At 67.2% G+C, this 16,083-nt stretch carries 14 protein-coding genes and 3 tRNA genes; all 17 read left to right on the top strand.

What is annotated here, in order from left to right:
• Window positions 1-4 precede the first annotated feature (4 nt).
• The 17 genes from aruF to PSK12I2_RS0100370 all read left to right on the top strand — a co-directional run bounded on the left by aruF (window position 5) and on the right by PSK12I2_RS0100370 (window position 16,074).
• A complete protein-coding gene (gene aruF / locus PSK12I2_RS0100450; protein WP_027596867.1) occupies window positions 5-1,024 on the top strand; it encodes an arginine/ornithine succinyltransferase subunit alpha in 1,020 nt (339 codons plus the stop codon).
• Window positions 1,025-1,050: 26 nt separating this feature from the next.
• Window positions 1,051-2,058, top strand: coding sequence for an arginine N-succinyltransferase (gene astA, locus PSK12I2_RS0100445; protein WP_027596866.1), 1,008 nt, complete (start codon window positions 1,051-1,053; stop codon window positions 2,056-2,058).
• Between the two features lie 9 nt (window positions 2,059-2,067).
• Window positions 2,068-3,531, top strand: a complete 1,464-nt coding sequence (gene astD, locus PSK12I2_RS0100440) for a succinylglutamate-semialdehyde dehydrogenase (RefSeq protein ID WP_027596865.1) — start codon at window positions 2,068-2,070, stop codon at window positions 3,529-3,531.
• Complete coding sequence (gene astB / locus PSK12I2_RS0100435; protein ID WP_027596864.1) at window positions 3,528-4,889, top strand: N-succinylarginine dihydrolase; 1,362 nt, start codon at window positions 3,528-3,530, stop codon at window positions 4,887-4,889. The genes astD and astB overlap by 4 nt, the downstream gene beginning before the upstream one ends.
• A gap of 14 nt (window positions 4,890-4,903) precedes the next feature.
• Window positions 4,904-5,200 (top strand): hypothetical protein, encoded by a 297-nt coding sequence (locus tag PSK12I2_RS0100430; RefSeq protein WP_007159106.1) that lies wholly within the window; start codon window positions 4,904-4,906, stop codon window positions 5,198-5,200.
• 36 nt (window positions 5,201-5,236) lie between these two features.
• Entirely contained in the window at window positions 5,237-6,244 is a 1,008-nt protein-coding gene (gene astE / locus PSK12I2_RS0100425; protein WP_027596863.1) for a succinylglutamate desuccinylase, read from the top strand.
• A gap of 11 nt (window positions 6,245-6,255) precedes the next feature.
• A complete protein-coding gene (ltaE, locus tag PSK12I2_RS0100420) occupies window positions 6,256-7,254 on the top strand; it encodes a low-specificity L-threonine aldolase (RefSeq protein ID WP_027596862.1) in 999 nt (332 codons plus the stop codon).
• Window positions 7,255-7,440: 186 nt separating this feature from the next.
• Window positions 7,441-10,065, top strand: a complete 2,625-nt coding sequence (gene alaS, locus PSK12I2_RS0100415) for an alanine--tRNA ligase (protein ID WP_027596861.1) — start codon at window positions 7,441-7,443, stop codon at window positions 10,063-10,065.
• Between the two features lie 84 nt (window positions 10,066-10,149).
• Window positions 10,150-11,385 (top strand): aspartate kinase, encoded by a 1,236-nt coding sequence (locus tag PSK12I2_RS0100410; protein ID WP_027596860.1) that lies wholly within the window; start codon window positions 10,150-10,152, stop codon window positions 11,383-11,385.
• Between the two features lie 155 nt (window positions 11,386-11,540).
• Complete coding sequence (gene csrA / locus PSK12I2_RS0100405; RefSeq protein ID WP_007159101.1) at window positions 11,541-11,726, top strand: carbon storage regulator CsrA; 186 nt, start codon at window positions 11,541-11,543, stop codon at window positions 11,724-11,726.
• A gap of 61 nt (window positions 11,727-11,787) precedes the next feature.
• Window positions 11,788-11,878: transfer RNA gene (locus tag PSK12I2_RS0100400), tRNA-Ser, on the top strand.
• 106 nt (window positions 11,879-11,984) lie between these two features.
• A tRNA-Arg gene (locus PSK12I2_RS0100395) sits at window positions 11,985-12,061 on the top strand.
• Window positions 12,062-12,067: 6 nt separating this feature from the next.
• Window positions 12,068-12,144, top strand: a tRNA-Arg gene (locus PSK12I2_RS0100390).
• A 141-nt stretch (window positions 12,145-12,285) separates the two neighbouring features.
• Window positions 12,286-12,726, top strand: a complete 441-nt coding sequence (locus PSK12I2_RS0100385; RefSeq protein ID WP_007159100.1) for a thioesterase family protein — start codon at window positions 12,286-12,288, stop codon at window positions 12,724-12,726.
• A gap of 2 nt (window positions 12,727-12,728) precedes the next feature.
• Window positions 12,729-13,727, top strand: a complete 999-nt coding sequence (locus PSK12I2_RS0100380; protein ID WP_027596859.1) for a tRNA-dihydrouridine synthase — start codon at window positions 12,729-12,731, stop codon at window positions 13,725-13,727.
• A gap of 153 nt (window positions 13,728-13,880) precedes the next feature.
• Window positions 13,881-15,884, top strand: a complete 2,004-nt coding sequence (locus tag PSK12I2_RS0100375; RefSeq protein WP_027596858.1) for an FUSC family protein — start codon at window positions 13,881-13,883, stop codon at window positions 15,882-15,884.
• Window positions 15,871-16,074 carry a DUF1656 domain-containing protein gene (locus PSK12I2_RS0100370; protein ID WP_027596857.1) on the top strand — a complete coding sequence of 68 codons (204 nt, stop codon included), beginning with the start codon at window positions 15,871-15,873 and terminating at the stop codon, window positions 16,072-16,074. The genes PSK12I2_RS0100375 and PSK12I2_RS0100370 overlap by 14 nt, the downstream gene beginning before the upstream one ends.
• Window positions 16,075-16,083: the final 9 nt, after the last annotated feature.

Raw genomic sequence — 16,083 nt, 5'->3', positions numbered from 1 at the left:
TCTCATGCTGGTAATGCGCCCTGCGCGCGCGGCGGATCTGCCCCTGGTCCAGCGGCTCGCCGCGGATAGCCCGGTTGGCGTCACCTCGCTGCCCGACAACCCCGAGCGGTTGCGCGACAAGATCCGCACCTCGGAGTCGTCGCTGGCGGCCGAGGTGGGCTTTCATGGCGAGGAGAGCTATTTCTTCGTGCTCGAAGACACCACCAGCGGCGAGCTGCTGGGCTGTTCGGCCATCGTCGCCTCGGCCGGTTTCTCCGAGCCCTTCTACAGCTTTCGCAACGAGACCTTCATCCACGCCTCGCGCGAGCTGAAGATCCACAACAAGGTGCATGTGCTGTCGCTCTGTCACGACCTGACCGGCAACAGCGTGCTGAGCAGCTTCTATGTCCAGCGCCCGCTGCTCGACACCCCCCACGCCGAACTCAACTCCCGTGCCCGCCTGCTGTTCATGGCCGCCCACCCGGAGCGCTTCGCCGAAACGGTGGTGGTGGAAATCGTCGGGCTGGCGGACGATGACGGCGAATCGCCGTTCTGGAACGGGGTAGGGCGCAACTTCTTCGATATGGACTACGCCGCCGCCGAGCGCCTGTCCGGGCAGAAGAGCCGCACCTTTCTCGCCGAACTGATGCCCACCTATCCGCTCTATGTGCCCCTGCTGCCCGACAGCGCCCAGGAGGCCATGGGGCAGGTGCATCCCCGCGCGCAGATCACCTTCGACATCCTCAGCCGCGAGGGCTTCGAGACCGACAACTACATCGACATCTTCGATGGCGGTCCGACCCTGCACGCCCGCACCACGGCCATCCGCTCCATCGCCGAGAGCCGCCTAGCGCCGGTGAGCGAAGGGGCCCCGGCCGGCGAGGAGGCGCCCTGGTTCCTGATCGCCAACGACGGCCTGGAAAACTTCCGGGCACTGGCCACGCCGCTGCGCTGGGCGCCTGGCGAGCCCGTCGTCCTTTCCCCCGAGCAGATCGCCACCCTGGAGATCGCCGAAGGCGACCGGGTTCGTCTGGTAGCGCTGTAGCCGACCCTAGCGTCTTTGGAGGTCCGATGATCGTCCGTCCCGTCACCCGTGCCGATGTGCCCGCGCTGCTGCAGCTGGCGCAGGCGGCCGGCGCCGGTCTCACCACCCTGCCGGCCAGCGAAGAACGCCTGGCGCAGCGGGTGGAAAATGCCGAGCGCAGCTTTCTGCGCCAGGCCGAATCCGCCGATGCGGACTATCTCTTCGCCCTGGAAGAAGACGGCGAGGTCATCGGCATCGCCGGGATCGCCGCCGCCCTGGGCCTGCGCGAGCCCTGGTACAACTACCGGGTCGGGCTGACGGTGAGCGCCTCGCGCGAACTGGACATCCACCGGCAGATCCCCACGCTGTTCCTGGCCAACGACATGACCGGCAGCTCCGAGCTCTGCTCGCTGTTCCTGCGCGCGGATCGCCGCGGCGGCGCGGCCGGGCGCCTGCTGTCCAAGTCGCGCTTCCTGTTCATCGCCGAATTCCGCGAGCTGTTCGCCGAGCGCATCATCGCCGAGTTGCGCGGCATGTCCGACGACCAGGGGCAGTCGCCGTTCTGGGAGGGCCTGGGCCGCCACTTCTTCAAGATGGAATTCTCCCAGGCGGACTATCTCACCGGGATCGGCAATCGCGGCTTCATCGCCGAGCTGATGCCGCGCTTCCCGCTCTATACCTGCTTCCTGTCAGCGGAAGCGCGCCAGGTGATCGGCAAGGTACACCCCGATACCGAAGCCGCCCGCCGCCTGCTGGAGGCCGAGGGCTTCAATTACCAGGGCTACGTCGACATCTTCGATGCCGGTCCGACCCTGGAAGCCGAGACCGCCAAGGTGCGCGCGATCCGCGACAGCCAGCGCCTGGTGCTGGCAGTGGGCACCCCGGGCGATGACGCCGAGGTCTATCTGATCCACAACCGCAAGTGCCAGGACTGCCGCATCACCAGCGCCCGCGCGCGCCTGGCTTCGGGCACCCTGGTGGTCGATATGGCCACCGCCCGCGAATTGCGGTTGATGGCCGGCGCCCAGGTGCGCGCTGTGCGCCTGATGCCCTGAGGAGACCCGATGGATAGCCTGTACATAGCGGGACAGTGGCGCCCCGGCAGGGGCGAGGTGTTCAGTTCGCTCGATCCCTACAACGGCGCCGAGCTTTGGCAGGGCGCCGCCGCGGATGCAGCGGACGTCGACCAGGCGATCGCCGCAGCGCGCCAGGCCTTTCCCGCCTGGGAAAGACGCGGCCAGGCCGCGCGCCTGGAGATCCTGCAGGCCTTCGCCCAGGCGCTGCAGCAACGCCGCTCCGCGCTGACCCGGGCCCTCGCCGAGGAAACCGGCAAGCCGCTGTGGGAAGCCGATACCGAACTTGGCAGCATGATCGCCAAGGTGGCCATCTCCGCCCAGGCCGAGGCGGCCCGTAGTGGCGAGCGCTCGGCCAGCGTGGCGGATGCCCGTAGCGTCACCCGTCATCGGCCGCATGGTGTCCTGGCGGTCTTCGGTCCCTACAACTTTCCCGGCCATTTGCCCAACGGCCATATCGTGCCTGCGCTACTGGCCGGCAACACGGTGGTGTTCAAGCCCAGCGAGCTGACGCCGCGTTTCGCCGCTCTGACCCTGGAGTGCTGGATCGCCGCCGGACTGCCGGCCGGGGTACTCAATCTGGTGCAGGGCGGTCGGACCACCGGTGAGGCCCTGGCCGCGCATCCGGGCCTGGACGGCATCCTCTTCACCGGCTCCAGCGCCACCGGAGCGGCGCTGCATCGGCTCAATGCGGAGCGTCCGCAGCGACTGCTGGCCCTGGAGATGGGCGGCAACAATCCGCTGGTGGTGGCGCCGGTGGCCGATCTGGACGCCGCCGTGGTGACCATCGTCCAGTCGGCCTTTCTCTCCGCGGGGCAGCGCTGCACCTGCGCCCGCCGCCTGCTCGTGCCCCAGGGTGCCTGGGGCGATGCCCTGCTGGCGCGCCTGGTGGCCGTCAGCGCCGGTCTCGGCATCGGTCGCTTTGACGCCGATCCGCCGCCCTTCATGGGCACCGTCATCTCCCTCGCCGCTGCCCAGGCCCTGCTGCGGACCCAGGCCCAGCGTCTGGCGCAGGGCGGTCGGGCACTGCTGGAGCTGCGCCAGCCGGACGCCCAGCGGGCGCTGCTCACGCCGGGGATCATCGAGGTGTCGGACATCGTCGACCTGCCCGACGAGGAGGTCTTCGGGCCGCTGTTGCAGGTCCAGCGCTATGACGACTTCGACCAGGCCCTGGCCCTCGCCAATGCCACCCGCTTCGGGCTGGCAGCCGGTCTGCTGGCCGACGATCCGGCCCTCTACGAATGTTTCTGGCAGGGCGTGCGCGCCGGCATCGTCAACTGGAATCGGCCCCTGACCGGGGCGGCCAGCGCGGCACCCTTCGGTGGCGTCGGTGCCTCGGGCAATCACCGCCCCAGCGCCTACTACGCCGCGGACTACTGCGCCTTCCCGGTCGCCTCGCTGGAAAGCGACGCCCTGACCCTGCCTAGCCAATTGCCTCCAGGATTACCGCTATGAGTCAACTCGCCCCTGCTGCTCGAGAGGTCAATTTCGACGGCCTGGTCGGTCCGACCCACAACTATGCCGGCCTGTCCTATGGCAACGTGGCCTCCCAGGCCAGCAAGCAGCAGTGCTCGAATCCGCGCGAGGCCGCGCGCCAGGGCCTGGCCAAGATGCAGGCGCTGATGGAACTGGGCTTTGAACAGGGCGTGCTGGCCCCCCACGAAAGACCCGACATCGCCTCGCTGCGGCGCCTGGGATTCGCCGGCAGCGATGCCCAGGTGCTGGAAAGCGCCGCACGCGAAGCCTTGCCGCTGCTCCTGTCGGCCAGTTCCGCCTCGGCCATGTGGACGGCCAACGCCGCCACCGTCAGCCCCAGCGCCGACACCCGCGACGGCCGGGTGCATTTCACCCCGGCCAACCTGGCCTGCAAGTTCCACCGCAGCCTCGAACCCAGCACAACAGCGCGCATCCTCCAGGCGATGTTTCGCGATTCCGCGCATTTCCAGCACCATGCGCCGCTGCCCTCGGTGGCCCAGTTCGGCGACGAGGGCGCGGCCAACCACACCCGCTTCAGTCGCGACCATGGCGTTCCGGGCGTGGAATTCTTCGTCTTCGGCCGCAGCGCCTTCGATCCGCGCTATCCCGAGCCTCACCGCTATCCGGCGCGCCAGACCCTGGAAGCCTCCCAGGCCATTGCCCGGCTGCATGGCCTGAGCGAAGAGGGCGTGGTCTTCGCCCAGCAGAATCCGGCGGTAGTGGACCAGGGCGTCTTCCATAACGACGTCATCTCTGTGGGCAACGCCCAAGTGCTGTTCCACCACGAAGACGCTTTTCTCGACAGCGACCGGGTGCTGGACGAACTGCAGGCCAAGCTCGCCCGACGCGGCGGCCAGCTGCAGCGCCTCTGCGTGCGTCGCAGCGAGATCAGCGTCGGCGACGCCGTGCGCTCCTATCTGTTCAACAGCCAGCTACTGGATCGGCCGGGGCAGGGCGCGCTGCTGGTGGTGCCCGACGAGTGCCGGCAGAATCCGGCGGTCTGGGACTATCTGCAGGCCCAGGTCAGCGGCGCGGGCCCGCTGGGCGAGGTCAAGGTCTTCGATCTCAAGCAGAGCATGCAGAACGGCGGCGGCCCCGCCTGCCTGCGGCTGCGGGTGGCGCTCGCCCCTGAGGAGCTGGCCGCGGTGAATCCGGGAGTGCGCTTCACCCCGGCGCTGCATGCCCAGTTGCTCGACTGGGTGGATCGGCACTACCGCGACCGCCTGGCACCGACGGATCTCGCCGATCCCCAGTTGCTGGGCGAGGTCCGCACCGCCCTCGACGAGTTGACCCAGTTGCTGGGCCTCGGCTCGGTCTATCCCTTTCAATTGCCCTGACGTCAGGAGCCCCCATGAGCAACCGTCTCGATCTCATCCTCGAACCCACCGCCGACGAGCAGCAGACGCTGCAGGTCCAGCGCCTGGCCATCCGCCTGGCCGGTCGCGACCTCTGGCTGGAAGCCGATGGCGCCGGTGGCCTCAATATCTTCGCTGACTCCCAGGATGACGAAGAGCAGACCCCGGTCCTGGTGCTGCGCCCTCAGGCCCTCAATGCCCTGGGCCTGTCCATCGCCCTGGAGACCTTCGCCGACGACGGCGATGAGAATCATGTGCATGACGCCGATTGCGGTTGCGGCCACGATCATTGAGTATCTAGCGCGACACGTCGCTCAGCGGAGTAGAGCATGGCTGCATCTGAACGTTATCGGTTGGCGCTTGGCCGCCTGCTGGACCTGACCCTGGCCGGCCGCGAGCCGACCGAGAAGATTCAACTGACTGCCGACGGCACCCGTCTCCACTGGCTGACCGAAGGCGTGCTGGAAGTCACTCCGCCGGTGGCGCGCGACAACCGCATGGACCTGCTGCTCTCGGCGGGCATCCATGGCAACGAGACGGCGCCCATGGAGCTGCTCGACGAGTTGCTCGGCGGCATCGCCAGCGGCGCCCTGCGTCCCGCCTGCCGCCTGTTGTTCATGTTCGGCAATCCCGACGCCATGCGCCGCGGCACCCGCTATGTCGAGCAGGACCTGAATCGCCTGTTCAACGGCCGCCATGCCCAGGCCGAAGGCTCCGAGGCGCAACGCGCCAACGACCTGGAACGCCTGTCCGCGCAATTCTTCAGCAAGCCGGATCGAGCGCGCCTGCACTACGACCTGCACACCGCGCTGCGTGCCTCGGCGCTGCCGCGTTTCGCCCTCTATCCCTGGAGCGCCGGGCGCGAGCATTCCGAAGCCGAGTTGCAGCGTCTCGAAGCCGCCGGTATCGAAGCCGTGCTGCTCTACGACAAGCCGGGCATCACCTTCAGCGCCTATACCTATGCCGAGTGCCAGGCCGAAGCCCTGACCCTGGAGCTGGGCCAGGCGCGGCCCTTTGGCGAGAACAGCGAACTCGATCTGAGTCGCCTGCGGCTGCTGCTCCAGGCGCTGATCGAAGGCCGCGAAGCCGAGCTGCCGCCGCCGGATTCCTCCTTGCTGAGATTCCGCGTGGCGCGCCAGGTGTACAAGTCCAGTCCGCGCTTCCAGTTGCACCTGGCCGACGACGTGGCCAACTTCTCGCCGCTACGCCAGGGTTCGCTGCTGGCCGAAGACGGCAGCGAGCGCTGGATCGTCGACGAAGCCGAGGCGCGCATCATCTTTCCCAATCCCAAGGTCGCCGTTGGCCTGCGGGCCGGACTCATCGTGGTCCCGGCCTAAGGAGCGACCTCATGATCGATCTGCGCAGCGATACCGTCACCCAGCCCACCCCGGCCATGCGTCAGGCCATGCTGGCCGCCGAGCTGGGCGATGACGTCTATGGCGAAGACCCCACCGTTACCCGATTGGAGCAGCGCCTGGCGGGCGATCTAGGCCTGGAAGCCGGACTCTTCGTGCCCAGCGGCACTATGAGTAATCTGCTCGGACTGCTGGCGCACTGCGAGCGGGGCGACGAATACCTGGTCGGCCAGCAGGCCCACACCTACAAGTACGAAGGGGGCGGCGCCGCGGTGCTGGGCTCCATCCAGCCGCAACCCATAGAGATGGCCGCCGATGGCAGCCTCGACCTCGATCTGGTGCGCAGCTACATCAAGGCCGATGACTTCCACTTCGCTCGCACCCGGCTGCTGGCCCTGGAAAACACCATGCACGGCAAGGTGCTGCCGCTGACCTATCTGGCCGCGGCACGCGCCTTCACCCGGGAGCACGGCCTGGCCCTGCATCTGGACGGCGCGCGGCTGTACAACGCCGCGGTCAAGCTCGGGGTACCGGCGCGCGAGATCAGCCAGCATTTCGATTCGGTATCGGTCTGCCTGTCCAAGGGCCTCGGCGCGCCGGTGGGGTCGGTGCTCTGCGGCGATGCCGCCCTGATCGCCAAGGCGCGCCGCTGGCGCAAGGTGGTCGGCGGCGGCATGCGCCAGGCCGGCATGCTGGCAGCGGCCGGTCTGCTTGCCCTCGACCACCAGGTCGAGCGCCTGGCCGAGGACCATGCCCACGCGGCGCAGCTCGGCACCGCCCTGGCCGAACTCGGCTATCAGGTGGAGCCGGTGCAGACCAACATGGTCTACCTCGCCCTGGGCGACGGGGCGCCCGCCCTGCAGGCCTTCCTGGCCGAACGCGGCATCCGCATCAGTCCTGCGCCGCGCCTGCGACTGGTCACCCATCTGGACGTCAGCGCCGCCGATATCGAGGCGGTCATCGCCGCTTTCGCCACCTACCGCCGCCGCTAAGTCTTCCGACGACGTTTTTCCTGCGCAACCGGGGCGACACCGGGGCGCAGGCGTCGATATACTCCCAGACATGCGTGTCCGTTTTCCGCACGTGCCGCGTCTGCGGCGCCCGCTTCGTTCGTCTCGTCTGCGATCCAGGTCGGATGCCCGTCACGCGCGTCGAAAAGCCCATTGTCTGGAATGAATATGAAAAGCGCTGAAATCCGCGAAGCCTTCCTCCGCTTCTTCGAAGAGAAGGGGCACACCCGGGTCGCCTCCAGTTCGCTGATCCCCGCGAACGATCCGACCCTGCTGTTCACCAACGCCGGGATGAACCAGTTCAAGGACTGCTTCCTCGGCATGGAAAAGCGCAGCTACACCCGCGCCGCCACCAGCCAGAAGTGCGTGCGCGCGGGCGGCAAGCACAACGACCTGGAGAACGTCGGCTACACGGCGCGTCACCACACCTTCTTCGAGATGCTGGGCAACTTCAGCTTCGGCGACTACTTCAAGCGCGACGCCATCACCTTCGCCTGGGAGTTCCTGACTTCGCCGCAGTGGCTGGGTCTGCCCCGGGAAAAGCTCTGGGTCACCGTCTACGCCACCGATGACGAGGCCTACGACATCTGGACCAAGGAAGTCGGGGTGCCCGAGGCGCAGATGGTGCGCATCGGCGACAACAAGGGCGCGCCCTATGCCTCGGACAACTTCTGGACCATGGGCGACACCGGTCCCTGCGGTCCCTGCACCGAGATCTTCTTCGACCACGGTCCCGAGATCTGGGGCGGCCCGCCCGGCTCGCCGGAAGAAGACGGCGATCGCTACATCGAGATCTGGAACAACGTCTTCATGCAGTTCAACCGCACCGCCGATGGCGTCCTGCATCCGCTGCCGGCGCCCAGCGTCGACACCGGCATGGGCCTGGAGCGGGTGAGCGCCGTGCTGCAGCACGTGCACTCGAACTACGAGATCGATCTGTTCCAGCAGCTGCTGGCGGCCTCGGCCGAGGCCATCGGTTGCGCCAACGACGACGCCCCCTCGCTCAAGGTGGTGGCCGACCACATCCGTTCCTGCAGCTTCCTGATCGCCGATGGCGTGCTGCCGTCCAACGAAGGCCGTGGCTACGTGCTGCGTCGCATCATTCGGCGCGCCTGCCGCCACGGCAACAAGCTGGGCGCCAAGGGCACCTTCTTCCACAAGATCGTCGCCGCCCTGGTGGCCGAGATGGGCCAGGCCTATCCCGAGCTGGTCCAGCAGCAGGCGCACATCGAGCGCGTGCTGCGCACCGAGGAAGAGCAGTTCGCCAAGACCCTGGAGCAGGGCCTGAAGATCCTCGAACAGGATCTGGCGCAGCTGCAGGGCGATACCATTCCCGGTGACGTGGTGTTCAAGCTCTATGACACCTACGGCTTCCCGGTCGACCTGACCAACGACATCGCCCGCGAGCGCAACCTCAACCTCGACGAGGCCGGTTTCGAGCGCGAGATGGAAGCCCAGCGCGAGCGCGCCCGCTCCGCCAGCGCCTTCGGCGTGGACTACAACAGCCTGGTCAAGGTCGAGGGCGAGACCCGCTTCCTCGGCTACGACACCACCAGCGCCTCGGGCACCATCGTCGCCCTGTACCGCGCCGGCCAGCCGGTGGACAGCCTCGCCGAAGGCGAGGAGGGCGTGGTCATCCTCGACCAGACGCCGTTCTATGGTGAATCCGGTGGCCAGGTCGGCGACACCGGTACCCTGGAAAGCGCCGGCGTTGGCTTCGCCGTGCGCGACACCACCAAGACCCAGGGGGCCTTCCTGCACCATGGCGTGGTGACCAAGGGCAGCCTCAACGTCGGCACCGCGCTGATGGCCCAGGTCGATGCCGGTCGCCGCCAGGGCATCGCCCTGAACCACTCCGGTACCCACCTGCTGCACGCCGCCCTGCGCCAGGTGCTGGGCGACCATGTCCACCAGAAGGGCTCCCTGGTTAACGACCAGCGCCTGAGATTCGACTTCAGCCACTTCGAGGCCATCAAGCCCGAGGAGCTCAAGCGCATCGAGACCATCGTCAACGAAGAGATCCGCAAGAACAGCGCGGTGACCACCGAGGTCATGGCCATCGACGAGGCCAAGGCCCGCGGCGCCATGGCGCTGTTCGGCGAGAAGTACGGCGACGTGGTGCGCGTGGTCGGCATGGGCGGTGAATTCTCCGTCGAGCTGTGCGGCGGCACCCACGTCGCCCAGACCGGCGACATCGGCCTGCTCAAGCTGGTCAGCGAAGGCGGCGTGGCCTCCGGCGTGCGCCGTGTGGAAGCCATCACCGGCACCGCGGCCCTGGCCTACCTCAACAGCGCCGAAGAGCAGCTGCGCGAAGCCGCCAGCCTGCTCAAGGGCAGTCGCGACAACGTGCTGGACAAGCTGGCCGCGCTCGTCGAGCGCAATCGCCAGCTGGAAAAGGAAATCGAGCAGCTCAAGGCCAAGGCCGCCAGTGCCTCGGCCGGTGACCTGGTCGACCAGGCGCAGGACGTCAAGGGCGCCAAGGTGCTCACCGCGCGCCTCGACGGTCTCGACGGCAAGGCATTGCTGGCGCTGGTCGACCAGCTCAAGAACAAGCTCGGCAGCGGCATGATCCTGCTCGGTGGCGAAGCCGACGGCAAGGTGGTGCTGGTGGCCGGCGTCACCGCCGACCTGACCGCCAGGCTCAAGGCCGGCGAGCTGATGAAGCGCGCCGCGGCCGTGGTCGGTGGCAAGGGCGGCGGTCGTCCGGACATGGCCCAGGGCGGCGGCACCGATGCCAGCCAGCTCGAGGCGGCCCTGGCCTGCGCCGCGCAGTACGCCGAGGAAAGCCTCTAAGAGCGCTGCGGGTCGCCGGGGAGGGCGGCCCGCTTCCTCCCTCAACAACTTGAATCAGATTTTTCTGCGGACGGGCAGCAAGCAATGGCATTGATCGTACAGAAATTCGGCGGTACCTCGGTGGGTACGGTGGAGCGTATCGAGCAGGTCGCCGAGAAGGTGAAACGCTTCCATGAGGCGGGCGACCAGATCGTGGTGGTGGTATCGGCCATGAGTGGCGAGACCAATCGCCTGATCGGCCTCGCCAAGCAGATCATGGAGCAACCCGATCCGCGCGAGCTGGATGTCATGGTCTCCACCGGCGAGCAGGTCACCATCGGCCTGCTGGCCATGGCGCTGCTCAAGCGTGGCGTCCAGGCGGTGTCCTATACCGGCAACCAGGTGCGCATCCTCACCGACAGCGCCCACACCAAGGCGCGCATCCAGCAGATCGACGATGCCCGCATCCGCGCCGAGCTCAAGGCCGGCAAGGTGGTGGTCGTGGCCGGCTTCCAGGGCGTTGACGAGCAGGGCAACATCACCACCCTGGGCCGTGGTGGCTCCGACACCACCGGCGTGGCCCTGGCGGCCGCGCTGAAGGCCGACGAGTGCCAGATCTATACCGACGTCGACGGCGTCTACACCACCGATCCGCGCGTGGTGCCCCAGGCCCAGCGCCTGGACAAGATCACCTTCGAGGAAATGCTGGAAATGGCCAGCCTCGGCTCCAAGGTGCTGCAGATCCGTTCGGTGGAGTTCGCCGGCAAGTACAACGTGCCGCTGCGCGTGCTGCACAGCTTTCAGGAGGGTCCGGGCACCCTCATTACCCTTGATGAAGAGGAATCCATGGAACAGCCGATCATCTCCGGCATCGCCTTCAACCGTGACGAAGCCAAGCTGACCATTCGCGGTGTGCCGGATACCCCCGGCGTGGCCTTCAAGATCCTCGGCCCGATCAGCGCGGCCAACATCGAAGTCGACATGATCGTGCAGAACGTCGCGCACGATAACACCACCGACTTCACCTTCACCGTGCACCGCAACGACTACCAGGGCGCCCTGGAGATCCTCAAGCGCACCGGCGTCGAGATCGGCGCTCGGGAGTCCGTCGGCGACACCAAGATCGCCAAGGTTTCCATCGTCGGCGTCGGCATGAGATCCCATGCCGGCGTGGCCAGCCAGATGTTCGAAGCCCTGGCCAAGGAGAGCATCAACATCCAGATGATCTCCACTTCCGAAATCAAGGTGTCGGTGGTCATCGAGGAGAAATACCTCGAACTCGCCGTCCGCGCCCTGCACACCGCCTTCGAACTCGACGCCCCCGCACGCGGCGCCGAGTGACCCGCCAGATGAGGTTCCTGCCACAGGGACCTCATCCGACACGGGTTCTGCGGAACTTTACTTGCATGGACAGAGGTCAATAGCGACTAGAGGGTCCATTCAGGGATCGTTTCGGTTCATACGTGCAGACTGAGTTAAAGCTTAAGGAGAATGGAATGCTTATTTTGACTCGTCGGGTTGGTGAGACCCTGATGGTGGGTGATGAAGTCACCGTGACGGTACTGGGAGTCAAGGGCAACCAGGTCCGCATCGGCGTCAATGCGCCCAAGGAAGTCGCGGTTCATCGCGAGGAAATCTACCAGCGCATCCAGAAGGAAAAGGACCAAGAACCAAACCACTGATTTTTTTTGAATTTTTCTCTTTGCAAACGGGCAAACCTTCGATATAGTTTCGCCCCGTTGCGGTGAGGTGGCCGAGTGGCCGAAGGCGCTCCCCTGCTAAGGGAGTACACCTCAAAAGGGTGTCGAGGGTTCGAATCCCTCCCTCACCGCCATTTGCTTCAAACTGGCTCCGCTGTACTGACCGATTGGTAAGTACCTGATAAACAAGCAAATTTGCTTGACACGTCAGAAACGGAAGCTAGAATACGCAGCTTCAACGCACTCGTAGCTCAGCTGGATAGAGTACTCGGCTACGAACCGAGCGGTCGGAGGTTCGAATCCTCCCGAGTGCGCCAAANAACGCACTCGTAGCTCAGCTGGATAGAGTACTCGGCTACGAACCGAGCGGTCGGAGGTTCGAATCCTCCCGAGTGCGCCAAACATGAAGAAGGGCCTGCAGCGATGCAGGCCCTTTTTTATTGTCTGCGGATTCGTGCCAGTATCCGCGACCGTTGGCCTGGCCAGATTCCGTCCGGTCAGGCCGTGCGTCTTTCGACCTTGCCCGCGAGAGGGTCTCTTCATGCAGTGGGACAGACCGACTCCCCACCTCCTGCCGCTGCGCATCGGTGCCGAGCACATCGACGGCCTGGGCCATGCCAACAACGCCGTGTACGTCAGCTGGCTCGAACAGTGCGCCTGGCAGCATTCGGCGGCCCTGGGCCTGGATCTCGCCACCTTCCAGCGGCTGGATCGTGCCATGGCCGTGGTGCGCCACGAGATCGACTATCTCAGCAGCGGCTATCAGGACGATGAGCTGGTATTGGGCACCTGGCTGGTGGACTGGGATCGTCGTCTGCGCATGACCCGGCAATTCCAGCTGCAGCGTCCCGCCGATGGCGTGACCCTGCTGCGCGCCCGGACGACCTTCGTCTGCATCGAGCTGTCTTCCGGCAAGCCCAGGCGCATGCCACCCGAATTCCTGGCCGGTTATGGCCAGGCACTACCTGGCGAGGACGTCTGAGCATGGAGATCGCCCTGGCGCCCATGGAGGGCCTCGTCGACGACATCCTGCGGGAATTGCTGACCGAGGTCGGTGGACTCGACTGGTGCGTGAGCGAATTCATCCGTGTCTGCGATCGCCTGCTGCCGGCGGCGGCCTTCGCCAAGCTGGCACCTGAGCTGGAGCAGGGCGCGCGCACGCCGTCGGGTACGCCCATGCGGGTGCAGCTGCTGGGTTCGGATCCGGCCTGCCTGGCCGACAACGCGGCCTTCGCCTGCACCCTGGGCGCCCCGGTGATCGATCTCAACTTCGGCTGCCCGGCCAAGACCGTCAACAAGTCCCGCGGCGGGGCGGTGCTGCTCAAGGAGCCGGAGCTGCTCAACCGGATCGTCGAGAGCGTGCGCCAGGCCGTGCCGGCGCACATTCCGGTCACCGCCAAGATGCGCCTGGGCTACGACAGTCCGAACGCCGCCCTGGCCTGCGCCGAGGCCCTGGTCGAGGGTGGCGCGGCGCAACTGGTGGTCCATGCGCGGACCAAGGTCGAGGGCTACAAGCCGCCGGCGCACTGGGAATGGGTGGCGCGGGTGGCCGACCGGGTATCCGTGCCGGTGCTGGCCAACGGCGAGATCTGGACCCTGGACGACTACTGGCGTTGCCGCAGCGTCAGCGGCCAGGCCTCGGTGATGCTGGGGCGCGGCCTGGTCTCGCGGCCGGACCTGGCGCTGCAGATCGCCGCGGCGGTGCGCGGAGAGGAGACCGCGCCGCAGAGCTGGGCCGAGATCCTGCCGCGGGTGCAACGCTTCTGGGTCATGGCGCAACGCAAGCTGGCGCCGCGCTACGCCCCCGGTCGCCTCAAGCAGTGGCTGGGCATGCTGACCCGCAGCTATCCCGAGGCTGCGGCCCTGTTCGCCGAGGTGCGGCGCGAATCCGATTGCGCCCTGATCGACCGCCTGCTCGGCATGGCCGGGCACAATCCAGCCGAACTTGATCTCGATCAAGAACGCCGGCCGCAACTCGTCTAGTCTCTGGGGACTGGTGACGACGGAGCGTCGTCGCTCGAGCACGCAAGGCACTTCAGGCGACCCCGGGTCGCCTTTTTTTCGTCTGGGCGCCCGCCTGGAACTTCGCCTGGGCCACGCGGCCTATGCTGGACCCCCTGCACACCAAGAGCCGACGTGCGCCTACCCTGGACGGTCTTTCTCGCACCCACGCCTGCGGCACTCCTCTTTGCCGGCAAGACCCTGTTCGCCGCCGGACTGGCGCTCTGGCTGGCCTTTCGTTTCAGTCTCGAACAACCGGTCTGGGCCTGCATGACGGTGATGATCGTCTCCCAGCCGCTGTCCGGCATGGTGCTGGCCAAGGGCCTGTTCCGCCTGCTCGGCACCATTGCCGGCACCTGCATGGCGGTGGTGCTGATGGGCTTCTTCGCCCAGACGCCCTGGCTGTTCCTCCTGGCCCTGGCCGGCTGGATGGCCCTCTGCACGGCAGCCTCGACCCTGCTGCGCAACCATGTCGCCTATGGCTTCGTGCTGGCCGGCTATACCGTCGCCATCATCGGCCTGCCCGCCATTGCCCATCCGCTGACCGTGTTCGACCAGGCGGTGGCTCGCTGCACCGAGATCTGCCTGGGTATCGTCGTGGCCTCGGCGGTCAGCGCGCTGTTCTGGCCACAGCGCGTGGAGCAGAACCTGGCCGCCCAGGCGCGGCGCACCTGGGAGCAGGGCGTGGCTGCGGCGCGGGCGGAGCTGGCCGAGGCCCAGGATGCCACCCAGGGTCTGCTGGCCATGCTTGGCCAGGTGGTGGCGGTGGATGCCCAGCGCGACCACGCCTGGTTCGAAGGCCAGCGCGGCCGGCAACGCGCCAGGGCGTTGCGCCTGCTCTCGCGGGATCTGCTCAGCCTGCTGCGCACCGCCCGTGGTGCCATGCGGCAGTGGCGTGGTCTGGACGAGCCGAGAAGGGCCGCTCTGCAGCCCTGGCGCGACGAACTGCTCACGACCCTGGCCGACCCCCAGGCGTCTGCCCTGGAGGCCCTCCTGCAGCGTCTGAGAGAGGCTGCGGGAACCGCCCCGGAGCTGGACAACGATCAGCGCTACCTGCTGGCCCGTTTCGCCATCCTGCTGGACAAGATCCTGCTGGCCGGTCGCGCCCTGGACAGCGTCCACACGGCCCAGCTCAGCGCCGTGGCGCCCTCGGCACTGGCGCGTCATCGCGATGTGCAGACGGCGCTGCTCTACGGCCTGCGCAGCGCCTGTGCGCTGCTGGTCGTCGGCGTCTTCTGGCTGGCCAGCGCCTGGCCCTCGGCGCCGGGTGCCATGCTCATGGCCGGGGTCATCTGCAGCCTGTTCGCCAATCGCGACAACGCCGCCACCATCGGCCTCGGCTTCCTGCGGGGCATCCTCTATGCCGCGCCAGTCGCCATCCTGGTCAGCCAGGTGCTGCTGCCGCAGATCAGCGGCTATCCGCTGCTGTGCCTGGTGCTGGGGGTGCCGCTGTTCTTTGCCGCCCTGGGAATGGCCGGACCGCCGGGCGTGGTGGGGACGGCGACGGCCTTCGCCATCCATCTGCTGGTGCTGGTCTCGCCCAGCAACCACGGCCAGGTGGAGATGGGCGCCTTGCTCAACCAGTTGCAGAGTCTGCTGATCGGCGTCGGTTCGGCCGTGCTGATGTTCCGGCTGATCAGCCTGCGCACCCCGCGGCGCACCAGCCGCCGCATCCTCGAGGCCACCACCTATGACCTGCAGCGCCTGACCACGGTCCCTCTGGCCAATGCCGAGACCTGGTTCGGCGGGCGCATGGCGGATCGCCTGCTGCTGCTGGCGCGACATATCGAGCAGCTGTCGGCCAGCGAGCGGGGGCGCTGGGAGCAGGGGCTGCTTGCGCTGGACCTGGGTAACGAGCTGCTGCATCTGCGCGCCTGCCTGGCAGGTGCCCAGGGCGAGGCGGCCCGGGCGCGGGACGCCTTTCTCGGCCGCTTCGCCGACCAGCTGGAGGTGGGCTTCGGTAACCTGCGGCCGGGCGCGCTGGACGCGGCGGCAGAGCGTCTGCGGCAGGCGCTGCACCAGGCGCCGGACGATGAGCCGCATCGATTGGCGCGCGGCGCCATCGGCCAGCTCCAGCAGACCTGGCGCAGCTGTTGTCTAGAGGCGGTAGCGGAGGAGGGCGCGGATGAATCTGCATGAATGGGCTATCGGCGGGGTCTACCTGGGGCCGCTGTTCGTCTATGGCGTCCTGGCGCTGCTGCTGACGGCGCTGTCGCTGTGGCTGCTGCAGCGCAGTGGCCTGGGCCGCTATCTCTGGCACAGCGCCCTGTTCGGTTGCGCGCTGTTCGTGCTGTGGCTGGCCGGCCTCGTGGCCGTGCTGGCCACCTGAGCCCCATAA

It is taken from the genome of Pseudomonas sp. MOIL14HWK12:I2, assembly GCF_000510745.1.
GTDB lineage: Bacteria > Pseudomonadota > Gammaproteobacteria > Pseudomonadales > Pseudomonadaceae > Chryseomonas > Chryseomonas oryzihabitans.
This window is presented reverse-complemented; position numbering and strand designations above follow the sequence as displayed.